The organism is Nocardia sp. bgisy134, assembly GCF_965341865.1.
Lineage (GTDB): Bacteria > Actinomycetota > Actinomycetes > Mycobacteriales > Mycobacteriaceae > Nocardia.
The window spans coordinates 149,646-163,575 of sequence record NZ_CBDQZP010000006.1; the positions used below are offsets into that span (position 1 = coordinate 149,646).

The 13,930-nt window shown below is 68.3% G+C and carries 13 protein-coding genes; 6 read left to right on the plus strand and 7 right to left on the minus strand.

Translation table 11 applies throughout. The features are described from left to right. Positions 1 to 77: 77 nt before the first annotated feature. Positions 78 to 1,346 carry a cytochrome P450 gene (locus tag ACRWNM_RS13275; RefSeq protein ID WP_431967094.1) on the minus strand — a complete coding sequence of 423 codons (1,269 nt, stop codon included), beginning with the start codon at positions 1,344 to 1,346 and terminating at the stop codon, positions 78 to 80. Between the two features lie 130 nt (positions 1,347 to 1,476). On the opposite strand from ACRWNM_RS13275, the gene ACRWNM_RS13280 reads away from it, so the two are divergent. Both ACRWNM_RS13280 and ACRWNM_RS13285 read left to right on the plus strand, forming a co-directional pair. After that, the gene (locus ACRWNM_RS13280; protein WP_431967096.1) at positions 1,477 to 2,640 is read left to right on the plus strand and encodes a steroid 3-ketoacyl-CoA thiolase; all 1,164 of its coding nucleotides are present in this window, start codon (positions 1,477 to 1,479) and stop codon (positions 2,638 to 2,640) included. A 363-nt stretch (positions 2,641 to 3,003) separates the two neighbouring features. Continuing rightward, positions 3,004 to 3,420 (plus strand): helix-turn-helix domain-containing protein, encoded by a 417-nt coding sequence (locus ACRWNM_RS13285; RefSeq protein ID WP_011207048.1) that lies wholly within the window; start codon positions 3,004 to 3,006, stop codon positions 3,418 to 3,420. A gap of 552 nt (positions 3,421 to 3,972) precedes the next feature. Here ACRWNM_RS13285 and ACRWNM_RS13290 read toward each other — a convergent pair. From ACRWNM_RS13290 to ACRWNM_RS13310, 5 genes are all read right to left on the minus strand, one after another. Next, positions 3,973 to 4,995: a hypothetical protein gene (locus tag ACRWNM_RS13290; protein WP_431967098.1), complete on the minus strand. Its 1,023-nt coding sequence runs from the start codon at positions 4,993 to 4,995 to the stop codon at positions 3,973 to 3,975. After that, positions 4,992 to 5,507, minus strand: a complete 516-nt coding sequence (locus ACRWNM_RS13295) for an ImmA/IrrE family metallo-endopeptidase (RefSeq protein ID WP_431967100.1) — start codon at positions 5,505 to 5,507, stop codon at positions 4,992 to 4,994. Before ACRWNM_RS13295 ends, ACRWNM_RS13290 begins: the two co-directional genes overlap by 4 nt. 311 nt (positions 5,508 to 5,818) lie before the next feature. Then, complete coding sequence (locus ACRWNM_RS13300) at positions 5,819 to 6,682, minus strand: pentapeptide repeat-containing protein (RefSeq protein WP_431967430.1); 864 nt, start codon at positions 6,680 to 6,682, stop codon at positions 5,819 to 5,821. A gap of 190 nt (positions 6,683 to 6,872) precedes the next feature. Further along, on the minus strand, positions 6,873 to 7,781 hold the full coding sequence (locus ACRWNM_RS13305; RefSeq protein ID WP_431967102.1) for an SDR family oxidoreductase: 909 nt from the start codon (positions 7,779 to 7,781) through the stop codon (positions 6,873 to 6,875). Positions 7,782 to 7,812: 31 nt separating this feature from the next. Beyond that, positions 7,813 to 8,604 carry an SDR family oxidoreductase gene (locus tag ACRWNM_RS13310; RefSeq protein WP_431967104.1) on the minus strand — a complete coding sequence of 264 codons (792 nt, stop codon included), beginning with the start codon at positions 8,602 to 8,604 and terminating at the stop codon, positions 7,813 to 7,815. A gap of 87 nt (positions 8,605 to 8,691) precedes the next feature. On the opposite strand from ACRWNM_RS13310, the gene ACRWNM_RS13315 reads away from it, so the two are divergent. The 4 genes from ACRWNM_RS13315 to ACRWNM_RS13330 all read left to right on the plus strand — a co-directional run bounded on the left by ACRWNM_RS13315 (position 8,692) and on the right by ACRWNM_RS13330 (position 12,276). Then, complete coding sequence (locus tag ACRWNM_RS13315; protein ID WP_431967106.1) at positions 8,692 to 9,456, plus strand: enoyl-CoA hydratase family protein; 765 nt, start codon at positions 8,692 to 8,694, stop codon at positions 9,454 to 9,456. 25 nt (positions 9,457 to 9,481) lie between these two features. Beyond that, on the plus strand, positions 9,482 to 10,360 hold the full coding sequence (locus ACRWNM_RS13320; RefSeq protein WP_431967108.1) for a CoA transferase subunit A: 879 nt from the start codon (positions 9,482 to 9,484) through the stop codon (positions 10,358 to 10,360). Positions 10,361 to 10,364: 4 nt separating this feature from the next. Beyond that, positions 10,365 to 11,123, plus strand: coding sequence for a CoA-transferase subunit beta (locus ACRWNM_RS13325; RefSeq protein ID WP_431967110.1), 759 nt, complete (start codon positions 10,365 to 10,367; stop codon positions 11,121 to 11,123). Positions 11,124 to 11,196: 73 nt separating this feature from the next. Further along, entirely contained in the window at positions 11,197 to 12,276 is a 1,080-nt protein-coding gene (locus ACRWNM_RS13330) for an NAD(P)H-dependent flavin oxidoreductase (protein WP_431967112.1), read from the plus strand. A 452-nt stretch (positions 12,277 to 12,728) separates the two neighbouring features. Here the strand turns inward: ACRWNM_RS13330 and ACRWNM_RS13335 are convergent, their stop codons facing one another. Then, positions 12,729 to 13,877 carry an acetyl-CoA C-acetyltransferase gene (locus ACRWNM_RS13335; protein WP_431967432.1) on the minus strand — a complete coding sequence of 383 codons (1,149 nt, stop codon included), beginning with the start codon at positions 13,875 to 13,877 and terminating at the stop codon, positions 12,729 to 12,731. Positions 13,878 to 13,930 lie beyond the last annotated feature (53 nt).

The following is a 13,930-nucleotide window of genomic DNA, read 5'->3' on the forward strand; positions in this document are numbered from 1 at the left end:
GCCCCTGCTCTCGGGCAGCAGACGAAAGGGCCCTCGAACCGGCTGGGTACTCCGGTTCGAGGGCCCTTTTCGCTCGGTCAGTGCGCGACCGGGCAGCCGCCCTTGGTCTTGTAGTCGACCGGGAATTCCTTGATACCGTTCAGCCACCCGGACCGCAGGCGCTTGGCGTCGCCGAACTTCGTCATATCGGGCAGGTGGTCGGCGATCGCGTTGAAGATCAGATCGATCTCCAGACGGGCCAGGTTCGCGCCGATGCAGAAGTGCGCGCCGGTGCCGCCGAAGGACAGGTGCTGGTTGTCCTTGCGGGTGATGTCGAACTTCTCCGGGTTCTCGAAGACGTCCTCGTCGAAGTTGGCCGAGCGGTACAGCATCACCAGCCGCTGCCCCTTCTTGATCTGCACGCCGCCGAGCTCGGTGTCCTCCAGCGCGGTGCGCTGGAAGGAGGTGACCGGAGTCGCCCAGCGGATGATCTCGTCGGCCGCGGTGGCCGGGCGCTCCTTCTTGAACAGCTCCCACTGGTCGGGGTTGTCCAGGAAGGCCATCATGCCGTGGGTGATGGCGTTGCGGGTGGTCTCGTTGCCTGCGACCGCGAGCATGATGACGAAGAAGCCGAACTCCTCCTCGCTGAGCTTGTCACCGTCGATATCGGCCTCGATCAGCGTGGTCACGATGTCGTCGGCGGGACATGCCTTGCGGGCGGCGGCCATCTGGTAGGCGTAGCCGAGGATCTCGGCGGACGCGGCCACCGGGTCGGCGTCGTTCTCCGGGTCGTCGTAGCCGGTCATCTGGTTGGACCAGGTGAAGACCTTCATCCGGTCTTCCTGCGGAACGCCGATCAGCTCGGCGATCGCTTGCAGCGGCAGCTCGCACGCGACCTGGGTGACGAAATCGCCCGCTCCCGATTCGGCCGCGCTCTTCACGATCTCCTCGGCCCGCGCCGAGAGTTCGGCGCGCAGGCCGTTGATGGCGCGCGGGGTGAAGCCGCGCGAGATGATCTTGCGAAGCTTGGTGTGCTCGGGCGCGTCCATGTTGAGCAGCACGATGCGCTGGAGTTCGATCTGCTCGCGGGTGATGTCGTCGTTGAAGCGCGGGATCGCGGTGTTCTCGAAGCTGGAGAACACCTCGCTGCGCCGCGACACCTCCTTGACGTCGGCGTGCTTGCTCACCACCCAGAAACCCTCGTCCTGGAAGCCACCGGTCTCGGGCGACTGCGGGTTCCACCAGATCGGCGCGGTGCGGCGCAGTTCGGCGAATTCTTCGACCGGAACTCGCTCGGCGTAGATGTCCGGGTCCGTGACGTCGAACCCTTCCGGCAGATTCGGGCGGGCGTTCCGAGTCTCAACCACCAGATGTCTCCTTCGACAAACTGAAACACGTTCTACAATCAATTGCAGCACAGCCGGAAGGACTAGTAAAGAAGCGCAGTACATCCGGCTGGCACACGTTTCAGTTTTGGTCCCCAGAGGAAGGTTCAAGATGGGCACACCCGTCATCGTCGAGGCCGCTCGCACTCCGATCGGCAAGCGCGGCGGCTGGCTATCCGGCCTGCACGCCGCCGAACTCCTCGGCCTGGCCCAGCGCGGACTGCTCGAGCGCGCTCACCTGGACCCGGCCCAGGTGGAGCAGGTCATCGGCGGCTGCGTCACCCAGGCGGGCGAGCAGTCCAACAACGTCACCCGGGTCGCGTGGCTGCACGCCGGACTGCCGTGGCAGGTCGGCGCGACCACGATCGACGCGCAGTGCGGTTCGGCACAGCAGGCCAACCACCTGGTGGCCGGCCTCATCGCCGCAGGTGCGATCGATATCGGCATGGCCTGCGGCGTTGAGGCGATGAGCCGAGTTCCGTTGGGCGCCAACGTCGGCGAGCACGCCGGTCCGCGCAGGCCGGCGTCGTGGAATATCGACCTGCCCAACCAGTTCGAGGCCGCCGAGCGAATTGCCAAGCGGCGCGGCATCTCTCGCGCGGACGTCGACGAATTCGGCGCACGCTCGCAGCGGCTGGCCGGGCAGGCGTGGGCCGAAGGACGCTTCGATCGCGAGGTGCTGTCGGTCACCGCGCCCGCGGTGGACAAGGAAGGCAACCTCACCGGCGAGAAGCTGGACGTGGCCCGGGATCAAGGTCTGCGCGAGACCACCGTGGAGGGCTTGGCCAAGCTGAAGCCGGTCCTGGAGGGCGGCGTGCACACCGCAGGCAGTTCGTCACAGATCTCCGACGGCGCGGCCGCGGTGCTGCTGATGGACGAAAAGGCCGCGCAGCGAGCGGGTTTGCGCCCCCGCGCGCGGATCGTGACTCAGGCACTGGTCGGCGCCGAGCCGGAATTCCATCTCGACGGTCCGGTGCAAGCTTGCACTCGCCTACTGGAGCGTTCCGGGATGAGTATCGGCGACATCGACCTTTTCGAGATCAATGAGGCATTCGCTTCGGTCGCACTTTCGTGGGCTTCTGTACACCAGTCGGACATGGACCGGGTGAATGTCAACGGCGGCGCGATTGCTCTCGGCCATCCGGTCGGGTCCACCGGATCCCGGCTCATCACAACGGCTTTGCACGAACTGGAGCGGACCGGCGGCAGCACGGCAATGGTGCTCATGTGTGCCGGTGGCGCACTGGCGACAGGTACGATCATCGAGAGGTTGTAGCAACTTCAACTAATTCCACTCCCATTTGTTGAACGTTCATCCCAGAGCCCGCAAAACGTGTCGTACGCCACACAGTGACCAGTACGGCCGACTAGATGAGATGTCAGCTATCTTGTCGCTAACATCGCCCTGATCGGGAAGACCCCCGCGACGGGCCAGAACCGGGTCGTACCGCGCCTCCACTAGAGACGTTGGCGCGACCCGCAAACGCAACCGTCCCAGTAGCTTCGCCGACCGCTCACCTAGAAGCTTCAAGGAAATCCTGAATCAGGCGTAGGTTTTCAGTTACTGAGCCGCTAATATCAATGATACGTATCCGAGATAACGACTGTTAGTACAGCGAAGGGAATTGGGCGGCTCACAATGGCTGATTTCGCGGCGCGGCTGAACAAGCTGTTCGAAACCGTGCATCCCCCGGGGCGCAAGCCGCACACCAACGCGGAGGTTGCGGCTGCGCTGACGGCCTCCGGGCATCCGATCTCGAAACCGTATCTCTCGCAGTTGCGGTCGGGCCAACGGACCAACCCGTCGGACGAAACGGTGGCTGCACTGGCCAAGTTCTTCAAGGTCAAGCCGGACTACTTCTTCAACGACATCTATGCCGCCAAGATCGATCACGATCTTGAGCTGCTGTCCCAGCTGCAGGGCTACGGACTGCGTCGGCTGTCGAGTAGGGCGTTCGATCTTTCCGAAGAATCGCAGAACCTTCTCACCTCCATGGCGGAGAAGTTGCGGGCGAGTGAGGGCTTGCCCGAAATTCCTCCGGACGGAACCGAATAAGGTTCTCCCACAGCGCAGCACAGTGCGGCCATCGGTCGCACTGTGCTGCGTTGTGCGCGAACCAGCTCCCGAGGACGGGCAGGCCGGCGCGGCACACGGGTTCCCGCCGAATCCAATTCGGCGGAGTGCGCGCATTCTGTAGCGTCCGCGGATTGCGCGCCGATTCGGATTCCACGCCGTGCAAGAACGTTTGAAAGTGCACCGCTCGATCCATACCGAGCGGGTTGCGATCGCCATTGTGCAAACGCATGCCACACCACAGAAGACAGAGCGAGCAAGTTCCTCGTTCGGTCGATAGCCCCGATTTCCAGGGGCGCATTACATTCCACTGATGGACACGGGTCCAACTTCGATCCCGCGGCCTTATCGTCACGGTGACGATGCCCTCACAGGTCGACGGTGCGCGCGGTGAGCAGTGTAGTCATCCATCCGAGTCGATGTCATCGACGGGTGACCGGGAACACCGATCATCGAAAATCGTGGTGCGGCACGGAGAACGGCGGCCGTCACCACATGCGACGGCGACACCGATGGATGATCACCCGCGTCAGGTCATCGAGAAACCGGCTCCTCCGAGTGCGCGCCTGCGGTGGACTCGTAGGCGCGCGCGATCGCCTGTACCCAGCCGCGCGAACCGACACCCTCCGGCGGCGCGATCCATCGAGCGTCTATCACGATGTCGCCCAACGGATTTCGCGCCCACTCCGCCACCTCGTCGGCGCGCTCGGCGATGGCGTCGGGCGGCGTGCCCGCGGCCACCAACTCGACACCGCCACCCGATTGCAGGTAGAGGGCGTCCATGATCTGGGCGACCTGGTCCGAGGCACGCAGCTGCGTGGAGGTTCCGGTCTGATCGTGCGCCACCACTTCGGGGAACCGGCCGACCATCAGGCGGTGCAGCGACCGAATCTGGCGCAGCAGCACTCTGGCTCGCACCCACAGCTCCACCACGATCCACACCGCGCCGAAAGCGACCAGCAGCGCGGCGATTTCCCACGCGGGCCAGTCCCACGCCGGTTGACCCGCGGGCGCGCGCGGCTCGTCGGTCAGCGCGCGCCGCACCTGAAGCACCGCGAGCACGCCGACCAACGCGGTTCCCCCGGTGTAGATGGCGATGCCGCGGCCGAGCGTCGTCCAGTCCAGGTTGCGCAATCCGGTCACGACGATGAAGATCGCGCCGAGCACGACGAGCAGCCAGCCGAACGTGTACGACCACGACAGCGCGATGGCCACCGCGGTCGTGCCCGCCGCGTAGATCACCATGCCGATCTGGCGCAGGTTGCGCCGCGAGACCACCGGCCACGCCGCGGCGGCCACCACCGAGGTGGCCGTGACGAACGCGAGCCACGCCGAGAGCACGACGCCGTCGGACAGCAGCCCGGAGCGCAGACCATGCGGGCGCAGATTGTCCACGGCGAGGGCGATTTCGGGCACCGCGACCGTCGCGCCGAGCGCTACCGCGGCCACCGCGACGACGATCGCCACCCGCGCCGTCGTCGCGGGTTTCACCAGCACGCGCCCCACGCGCGCGCCCGCGGCCACCCAGACCAGCATGGCCGTCAACCAGAACGTCATCCGAGTGCCTCATCGAATCGAAGGACCGAGACGCCCGCGCCTCGGCTGTTGAAGACGCGCAGCCGGGTCATCAGCATGGCGGCGAAGGTCTCGGCCTCCCATTCGGCCAGCTCGTCGGCGCCGTCGTCGACGATCTGCTGATGGGCGCGCTGGCTCAGCATGTAGGCGATCAGGTCGTCGCCGGCCTCCAGTGTCACCTCCGGTGCGGGCGCGCCCTCGTGGTCGAAGACGATGTGGCCGAGTTCGTGGGCCAGCGTGTGATCGCGGCTGGGCAATGTGGCCGCCAGCACGATGACGTCCCGGTCGGGATAGAACCTGCGCTGGCCGCAGACACCGGGACCCAGCTGGGCACTGGCGATCTCGATTTCCCGCTTACGCTCGTTGGCGATCGCGGCGACCACCTCGTCCAGGGTGGTGGCGTCGTAGTCGGCGGCCACGGCGCACACCGCGTCGACCGCGGCCGCCACCCGCCGGTAGGACCGGGAACTGCTCTGCGTCCTGCTCTCACTCATGCCTGACCCTTCACAACCTCGGGCCGAAGAACTGGGCGCGGGCGGCGTCCACCTTGGCCTGCGCGGCGGAGGCGCTCTGGAAACTGACCACGCCGGAACCGGTTCCGGCGAGCGCGAGGGCGACGAGGCCGCCGACGACCGAGAGCACGTTCGGTTCGGGCAGTCCGTTGTCGGCGCTCGTCGGGCGTACGTCGTGGTTCGGATTCGCGGGCACTTGCGGCGCGGGAGCGGGCGGCGGAGTCTGCTCCGGAACCGCCTTCGCGGCGGGCGGTGCGGCGACCGGGATCGGAGCGAGCTGTGGAGCCGGGCCGTCAGGGACGGGCGGAATGACGAGGGGCGCAGCAGGAGTCGCCGGGACGGGCAGTGTCGGCAGCGGGATCAGCAGGAGCAGCAGTGGGGAGGCGGAGCCGACCGCGGCCGAACCGACGGCGGCGGAACCGACAGCCGCCGACCCCGGACCCGCCGAACCAACACCGGCCGAACCGACACCCGCGGAACCAACGCCCGCCGAACCGACACCCGCGGAACCAACAGCGGCCGAACCGACACCGGCCGAACCGACAGCCGCGGAACCGACAGCGGCAGAGCCGACGGCCGCCGAACCGACAGCGGCAGAGCCGACGGCCGCCGAACCGACAGCGGCAGAGCCGACGGCCGCCGAACCGACAGCGGCAGAACCAACGGCCACCGAACCGACAGCTGCCCCCAGACCCGCCGAACCGGTACCGAGCAACGCAGCCAATCCGGCTGAGCCGGTGCCCAACAACGCACCCAATCCGGCCGACCCGGTACCGAGCACAGCGGCCAACCCGGCGGAACCGGCCGCACCGGCCGAGCCCAATCCGGCTGAGCCCAGTCCGGCGGAACCCGCGGCGGCGGCGGAACCGAGTCCAGCGGAACCCGCGGCGCTTGCCGAGCCGACAGCGGACGAACCGATCTCCTCGGCGGTGGGTTCGGGAGTCATTGGCACCAGCGGCAATCCGGGGCCCGTGATGGAAGCGCTCGACGCGGGGACGCGCGGCTGACCCGGCTCCTCGGGCGGTATGCCACCCGGTTGCGCGAGGGCGGCAACGGAACCGAGTAGCGCAAAACCGGTCACAGCTCCGGCTAGTGCCACCGCACGGAACGTGCGACCAACGGCCATGCGCCAGCCTTCCCCTCTTCGTACAGCGCAGCTATATGCCCGGTCGCAACACCTCATCCGGACTTTTGACGGACGGGTGCCCATAGTAAACCCCCGCCCTGAAAGGCGCAGGGAAAGGATGGCAGCGCACAGCGGCGCCCCGAGGGGACAGGGCTCGCGTCACATGGCGTTAGCTCGAATTTCACTGGGCGAGCCCAGGGCCCGCCCAGCAAACAGATCGATCAGGCTCCGTACACCGGCTCCGGCGGCGCGGCCTTCGCGATGAGGTCCGCGACGACCGGGCCGAGCTCGACGGGCTCCCAGCGCGCGCCGCGATCCACCGCGACGCCGTGCCGCCAGCCGTCGGCCAGCGCGACCTTGCCGCCCTCGACCTCGAACATGCGGCCGGTGACACCGGCGGACTGGGGGCTGCCGAGCCAGACCACCAGCGGCGAGATGTTCTCCGGCGCCATCGCGTCGAACCCGTCCTCGGGCTTGGCCATCGTCTCGGCGAACACGGTCTCGGTCATCCTGGTGCGCGCGGCGGGCGCGATGGCGTTGACGGTCACGCCGTACCGGGCGAATTCAGCGGCGGCGGTCAGGGTCAGCCCGGCGATACCCGCCTTCGCGGCGCCGTAGTTGCCCTGGCCGACGCTGCCCTGCAGGCCTGCGCCGGAGCTGGTGTTGATGATGCGGGCGTCGACCGGACGGCCCGCCTTGCTCTCGCCGCGCCAGTATTCGATGGCGTGACGCATGGTGGCGAAATGGCCCTTGAGGTGCACTCGCACCACCGCGTCCCACTCGTCCTCGCCCAGGTTGACCAGCATCCGGTCGCGCACGAAGCCCGCGTTGTTGACCAACACGTCCAGCCCGCCGAAGGTATCGACTGCCTGCCGGATCAGGTTGCGCGCGCCCGCCCAGTCCGCGATGTCGTCGCCGTTGGCCACGGCTTGGCCGCCCATCGCCTCGATTTCGGCGACCACCTGCTGGGCGGGCGTCTCGACGGTGGCAGCGCCGTCGAGGGCGGAGCCGAGGTCGTTGACCACCACGCGCGCGCCCGCGGCCGCGAAGGCCAGCGCGTGCGCCCGGCCGATACCGCGGCCCGCGCCGGTGACGATGACGGTGCGCCCCGCACAGATCTGCTCGCTCATTACCTGTTGTCCTCTTTCGTTCTGTTCGGGATCAGGCCCGCTGCTGGTCGTGCTCCGCGGTGGACGCGGCAAGGAAGGCGGGGCGCTCGCCGCCACCGTGCACCGGCAGCGAGGCGCCGCTGACGTAGGCGGCGAGGGGCGAGGCCAGGAAGGCGGCGGCGCGGCCGATGTCCTCGGGACGGGCCATCCGGCCGAGCGGAACCGTCGCGGCGACGGCGTCGACGCCCTCGCGGTCGCCGTAGTGCATTTCGGTGAGCTCGGTCTCGACCAGGCCGACCACCAGCGAGTTCACCCTGACCTTCGGGGCCCACTCGACGGCGAGGGATTGGGTCAGGTTGTCGATGCCCGCCTTGGCCGCGCCGTAGGCCGCGGTGCCCGGGGAGGGCCGATGGCCGCTGACGCTGGAGATCATCACGATCGATCCGCCGTCGGACTGTTCCTGCATGACCGCGTTGGCGGCCTGCGAAACCAGTAGCGGGGCGAGGAGATTCAGCTCCACGATCTTGGCGTGGAAGTTCTTGCTCGCGGTGGCGGCGAGCGCGAAGGGGGCGCCGCCCGCGTTGTTCACCAGGTGATCGAGCCGCCCGTGGCGGGCGAGCACCGTGTCGATCATGCCCTGGACCGCGTCGCCGTCGCGGACGTCGCACGGCAGGTATTCGATCTCCCGGCCGTCGTGGACCACCGGGGCGTCGGCCGGGCGCCGGGCGCACGCGACCACCGTCGCACCCGCCGCCAGGAATGTCCTGCTGATCCCCGCGCCTACACCGCGCACTCCGCCGGTGACCAAAACGACGCGATCGGTCAGATCGATTTCGAGTCCCACCGTGCTAACCTACCAAGCAACTGCTTGCTTTGCCAATGCCCGGCGACATCCGGCACGCACCACGAGCTCAGAAACGAAGGACATGCGATGGGGATCAACCGTCACTCCGAATCAACCGGCATCACCGTCGTCACGGTCGACTACCCGCCGGTCAATGCCATCCCGACCGACGGCTGGTTCGCCATCGCCGACGCCGTCCGCGCGGCAGGGCGCGACCCAGAGACCAAGGTCGTGGTACTGCGCGCGGAGAACCGCGGCTTCAACGCGGGCGTCGACATCAAGGAGATCCAGAGCAAGCCGGGCCACCAGGCGCTGATCGACGCCAACCACGGCTGCTTCGAGGCGTTCGCCGCGGTCTACGACTGCCCGGTGCCGGTCATCGCGGTGGTGCAGGGCTTCTGCCTCGGCGGCGGCATCGGCCTGGTCGGCAACGCCGACGTCGTCATCGCCTCCGACGACGCCACCTTCGGCCTGCCCGAGGTGGACCGCGGCGCGCTCGGCGCGGCCACGCACCTCTCCCGGCTGGTCCCCCAGCACCTGATGCGCGCGCTGTTCTACACCGCGAGCACCATCACCGCCCAGCAGCTGCAGCACTACGGCTCGGTGTACCAGGTGGTGCCGCGCGCCGAACTCGACGCCGCCGCCATGGAAGTCGCCAAGAACATCGCGGCCAAGGACGGCCGGGTGATCCGGGCGGCCAAGCGCGCGCTCAACGGCATCGACGTGCAGGACGTGCACCGCAGCTACCGCTACGAGCAGGGCTTCACCTTCGAACTGAACCTGGCGGGCGTCGCCGACGAGATCCGCGCCAGGTTCGAAGACGACCTCGCGGCGCGCAAGGCCGGCGAGTAGCCCGCCCACGGATACAGGAGAACACATGCGGGACAAGCGAATGTCGCTCGACGACGTGGTCGGCGAGCTGCGCAGCGGAATGACCATCGGCATCGGCGGCTGGGGTTCCCGGCGCAAGCCGATGGCGCTGGTGCGGGCCATCCTGCGCTCGGACCTCACCGATCTGACCGTGGTCAGCTACGGCGGCCCCGACCTGGGCCTGCTCTGCTCGGCGGGCAAGGTGCGCAAGGCGTACTACGGGTTCGTGTCGCTGGATTCGGCGCCCTTCTACGATCCGTGGTTCGCCAAGGCGCGCACCGAGGGCGCGATCACGGTCCGCGAAATGGACGAGGGCATGGTCAAGTGCGGTCTACAGGCCGCGGCGGCCCGGCTGCCGTTCCTGCCGATCCGCGCCGGGCTCGGCTCCGCGGTCATGGATTTCTGGGAGGGCGAGCTGAAGACCGTCGCCTCCCCCTACCCGGCCGCCGACGGACGGACCGAAACGCTCGTCGCCATGCCCGCGCTGAATCTCGATGCGGCGCTGGTTCATCTGGACCTCGGCGACAAGCACGGCAATGCCGCCTACACCGGCGTCGACCCCTACTTCGACGATCTGTACTGCCTGTCCGCCGAGCGCCGCTACCTGTCGGTGGATCGGCTGACCGAGACCGAGGAGCTGGTGAAAGCCGTTCCGCAGCAGGCGATCATCCTCAACCGGATGATGGTCGACGGCGTGGTCGAGGCCCCGGGCGGCGCGCACTTCACATTCTCCGGCAGCTACGGCCGGGACGAGAAATTCCAGCGTCACTACGTGGCGGCCGCCAAGACGCCCGAGTCGTGGGCCGAGTTCAAGGCCACGTACCTCGACGTCTCCGAGGACGAATACCAGGCGGCCGTCCGCGCTTTCGCCACGCAGGAGGGCTGACCCGATGACCGACACCACCACGAGCACCCTCGCCGAAGTGTGCGTCGTCGCCTGCGCGGAGATCTTCCGCGGGGCGGGCGAGATCATGGCGAGCCCGATGTCCCCGGTCACCACGATCGGCGCGCGACTGGCCCGGCTTACCTTCGAACCGGATCTGCTGCTCTCCGACGGCGAGGCGCTCTACCTGGCCGAAACGCCCGCGCTCGGCGCGAAAGCCCCCATCGAGGGCTGGATTCCGTTCTCCAAGGTCTTCGACGTGGTCGCCTCCGGTCGACGGCACGTTGTCATGGGCGCCAACCAGATCGACAAGTACGGCAACCAGAACCTGTCCGCCTTCGGCCCGCTCCAGCGGCCGACCAGGCAGATGTTCGGCGTGCGTGGCGCGCCGGGCAACACGATCAACCACGCCACCAGCTATTGGGTGCCCAGGCACACCAACCGGGTGTTCTGCGAGCAGGTCGACATCGTCTCCGGCGTCGGCTACGACAAGATCGACCCGGCCAACCCGGCTTTCCGCTTCCACCACCTGCACCGGGTCGTGAGCAATCTGGGCGTCTTCGATTTCGGCGGGCCCGGCCACACGATGCGCGCCCTCTCGCTGCACCCCGGGGTGAGCCCGGAAGAGGTCGCCGAGAACACCTCGTTCGAGATCGCCGGGCTCGGCGAGGCGGGCGAGACGCGGCTGCCGAGCGCGGAAGAACTGCGGATCATCCGGACGGTGCTGGATCCCAAGGGCATTCGCGACAAGGAAGTGGCCGCATGACCGAGTCAGGGCCCGGAGGAGGCAGCCTGCGTAACCACGTAGGGCCCCTCGGGCATGCACGAAAGGACACCGCGTGACCGGACGCCTGCACACGCCGCTGACCGAATTGGTCGGCGTCGAGCATCCCGTCGTACAGACCGGCATGGGCTGGGTGGCCGGCCCGAGCCTGGTCTCGGCCACCGCCAACGCGGGCGGCCTCGGCATTCTCGCCTCGGCGACCATGACCTTCGCGGAGCTGGAAGCGGCGATCGCGAAGACCAAGTCGCAGACCGACAAACCGTTCGGCGTGAACATCCGCGCCGACGCCACCGACGCGGGCGAGCGCATCGACCTGCTGATCAGGGAGAAGGTGGCGGTCGCCTCGTTCGCGCTCGCGCCGAAGAAGGATCTCATCGCCAAGCTCAAAGACGCAGGCGTCGTGGTGATTCCGTCGATCGGCGCGGCCAAGCACGCGGTGAAGGTGGCCTCCTGGGGCGCCGACGCGGTGATCGTGCAGGGCGGCGAGGGCGGCGGGCACACCGGTCCCGTCGCGACCACGCTGCTGCTGCCCTCGGTGCTCGACGCAGTCGACATCCCGGTCGTCGCGGCGGGCGGTTTCTTCGACGGGCGCGGCCTGGCGGCGGCGCTGGCCTACGGCGCGGCGGGCGTCGCGATGGGCACCCGCTTCCTGCTGACCCAGGAGAGTTCCGTGCCCGACGCGGTGAAACAGGAATACCTGCGCAGGCAGTTGCAGGACACCGTGGTCTCGTTGAAGGTCGACGGCATGCCGCATCGCGTGCTGAACACCGAACTGGTGCAGCGGCTGGAGAATTCGGGCCGCTGGCGTGGCTTGGCCGCGGCGGTGTCGAACGCGGCGCGGTTCAAGAGCATGACCGGCATGAAGTGGTCGACCATGGTCAAGGATGGCCTCGCCATGCGAAAGACCAAGGACCTCAGCTGGTCCCAGGTGATCATGGCCGCCAACACCCCGATGCTGTTGCGCGCCGGGCTCGTCGAGGGCAACACCCAGGCGGGGGTGCTGGCCGCGGGTCAGGTCACCGGCATCATCGACGACCTGCCGACCTGCAAGGAGCTCATCGATCACGTGGTCGCCGACGCGCTGGCGCGGATCGAGGCGATGTCGGCGCTCGCCGGTCGAACGGCTACTCACTGACCCCCGATCAGCATCGACCTACAAGGCCGCTCGATCCCCGATCGAGCGGCCTTGTCATGCCCTGAACCGGCGGGCCAGGCGCGTCGGCGCGATGCGACCGAGCCCGCCGGCACAAGGACCTCGCAGCGGTTTCGCACGCTCCGCAGCCGGTATACGCCCTGCGAGGCGTGTGGAGCATATGCGTGGATCTACTATCTGCCGGTGGGGTTGCGCCGCCTACGCTGACGTTATGGCTTCCACCGTTTGGGCGATCATCACGACGACGCCGAAAATCCGCAGACGCATCGGAGTTGGCATGCGCGCCGCGGAGGACTGACCACAGCGATCACAGCCGTGCCCACGGGTGTCTGCCTCGGCCGCCCAGCCAACCGCTGCCCGCGACCGACGGGCGCATCACCACGAAAACCGCTCCGGGCGAATGGCATTCGCCCGGCGCAGATCGCGATCGGTGCTTACAGGCGCTCGATGATGGTGGCGTTGGCGGTGCCGCCGCCCTCGCAGATGGTCAGCAGGCCGTAGCGGCCGTTGCGGCGCTCCAGCTCGTTGAGCAGGGTGGCGAAGAGCTTGGCTCCGGTGGCGCCGAGCGGGTGGCCCAGCGCGATGGCGCCGCCGTTGACGTTGACCTTCTCCGGGTCGGCGCCGGTCTCCTTCAGCCAGGCGAGCACGACGGGAGCGAAGGCCTCGTTGATCTCCACCACGTCGATGTCGTCGATGGTGAGACCGGTCTTCGCCAGCGCCCACTTGGTGGCCGGGATGGGCGCGGTGAGCATGAAGATCGGGTCGGCGCCGCGCGCGCTGACGTGGTGGATGCGGGCGCGCGGGGTCAGGCCGTATTCCTGCACCGCCCACTCCGAGGCGAGCAGGGTGGCGCTGGCGCCGTCGGAGATCTGGCTGGCCACCGCGGCGGTGAGCGGGCTGCCCTCGGCGAGCGCGGGCAGCGAGGCCATCTTCTCCAGCGAGGTCTCGCGCGGGCCCTGGTCGATCCAGAAATCGCCGACCGGGACGATCTCCTTGTCGAACTTGCCTTCCTTGATGGCCTGGCGGGCGCGCTCGTGGCTGCGCAGCGCCCACTGCTCCATGTCCTGGCGGCTGATACCCCACTTCTCGGCGATCAGCTGCGCGCCGCGGAACTGGGAGACCTCGTCGGTGCCGTACCGGTGGTCCCAGCCCTGCGCGCCGACGAACGGCGACTCGAAGCCGTACTCCTTGCCCGCCAGCATGGCCGCCGAGATCGGGATGGCGCTCATGTTCTGGACGCCGCCTGCGACGATCACCTCGGCGGTGCCGCTCATGATGGCCTGCGCGCCGAAATTGATGGCCTGCTGGGAAGATCCGCACTGCCGGTCGACGGTGACGCCGGGGACTTCCTCCGGGTAGCCCGCGGCCAGCCACATGGTGCGGCCGATGTTGCCCGCCTGCGGACCGACGTTGTCGACGCAGCCGACGATCACGTCATCGACATTGATCGGGTCGATCGGGTTGCGGTCGAGCAGTCCGCGCAGCGCGGCCGCACCCAGATCGGCCGGATGCACACCGGCCAGCGCACCTCCGCGCTTGCCGACGGGGGTGCGCACCGCGTCGATCACGTAGGCGTCCCGCAGCGGGGTGTAAGGGGGACGGTAGTCGTCGGAGCCTGCGGAGACGGCGGGGCGGG

Bases quoted from the DNA above. Each gene is read 5' to 3' on its own strand.
- ACRWNM_RS13280 (WP_431967096.1), top strand. From the start codon at position 1,477: ATGGGCACACCCGTCATCGTCGAGGCCGCTCGCACTCCGATCGGCAAG.
- ACRWNM_RS13285 (WP_011207048.1), top strand. From the start codon at position 3,004: ATGGCTGATTTCGCGGCGCGGCTGAACAAGCTGTTCGAAACCGTGCAT.
- ACRWNM_RS13290 (WP_431967098.1), bottom strand. From the start codon at position 4,995: ATGACGTTCTGGTTGACGGCCATGCTGGTCTGGGTGGCCGCGGGCGCG.
- ACRWNM_RS13295 (WP_431967100.1), bottom strand. From the start codon at position 5,507: ATGAGTGAGAGCAGGACGCAGAGCAGTTCCCGGTCCTACCGGCGGGTG.
- ACRWNM_RS13305 (WP_431967102.1), bottom strand. From the start codon at position 7,781: ATGAGCGAGCAGATCTGTGCGGGGCGCACCGTCATCGTCACCGGCGCG.
- ACRWNM_RS13315 (WP_431967106.1), top strand. From the start codon at position 8,692: ATGGGGATCAACCGTCACTCCGAATCAACCGGCATCACCGTCGTCACG.
- ACRWNM_RS13320 (WP_431967108.1), top strand. From the start codon at position 9,482: ATGCGGGACAAGCGAATGTCGCTCGACGACGTGGTCGGCGAGCTGCGC.
- ACRWNM_RS13325 (WP_431967110.1), top strand. From the start codon at position 10,365: ATGACCGACACCACCACGAGCACCCTCGCCGAAGTGTGCGTCGTCGCC.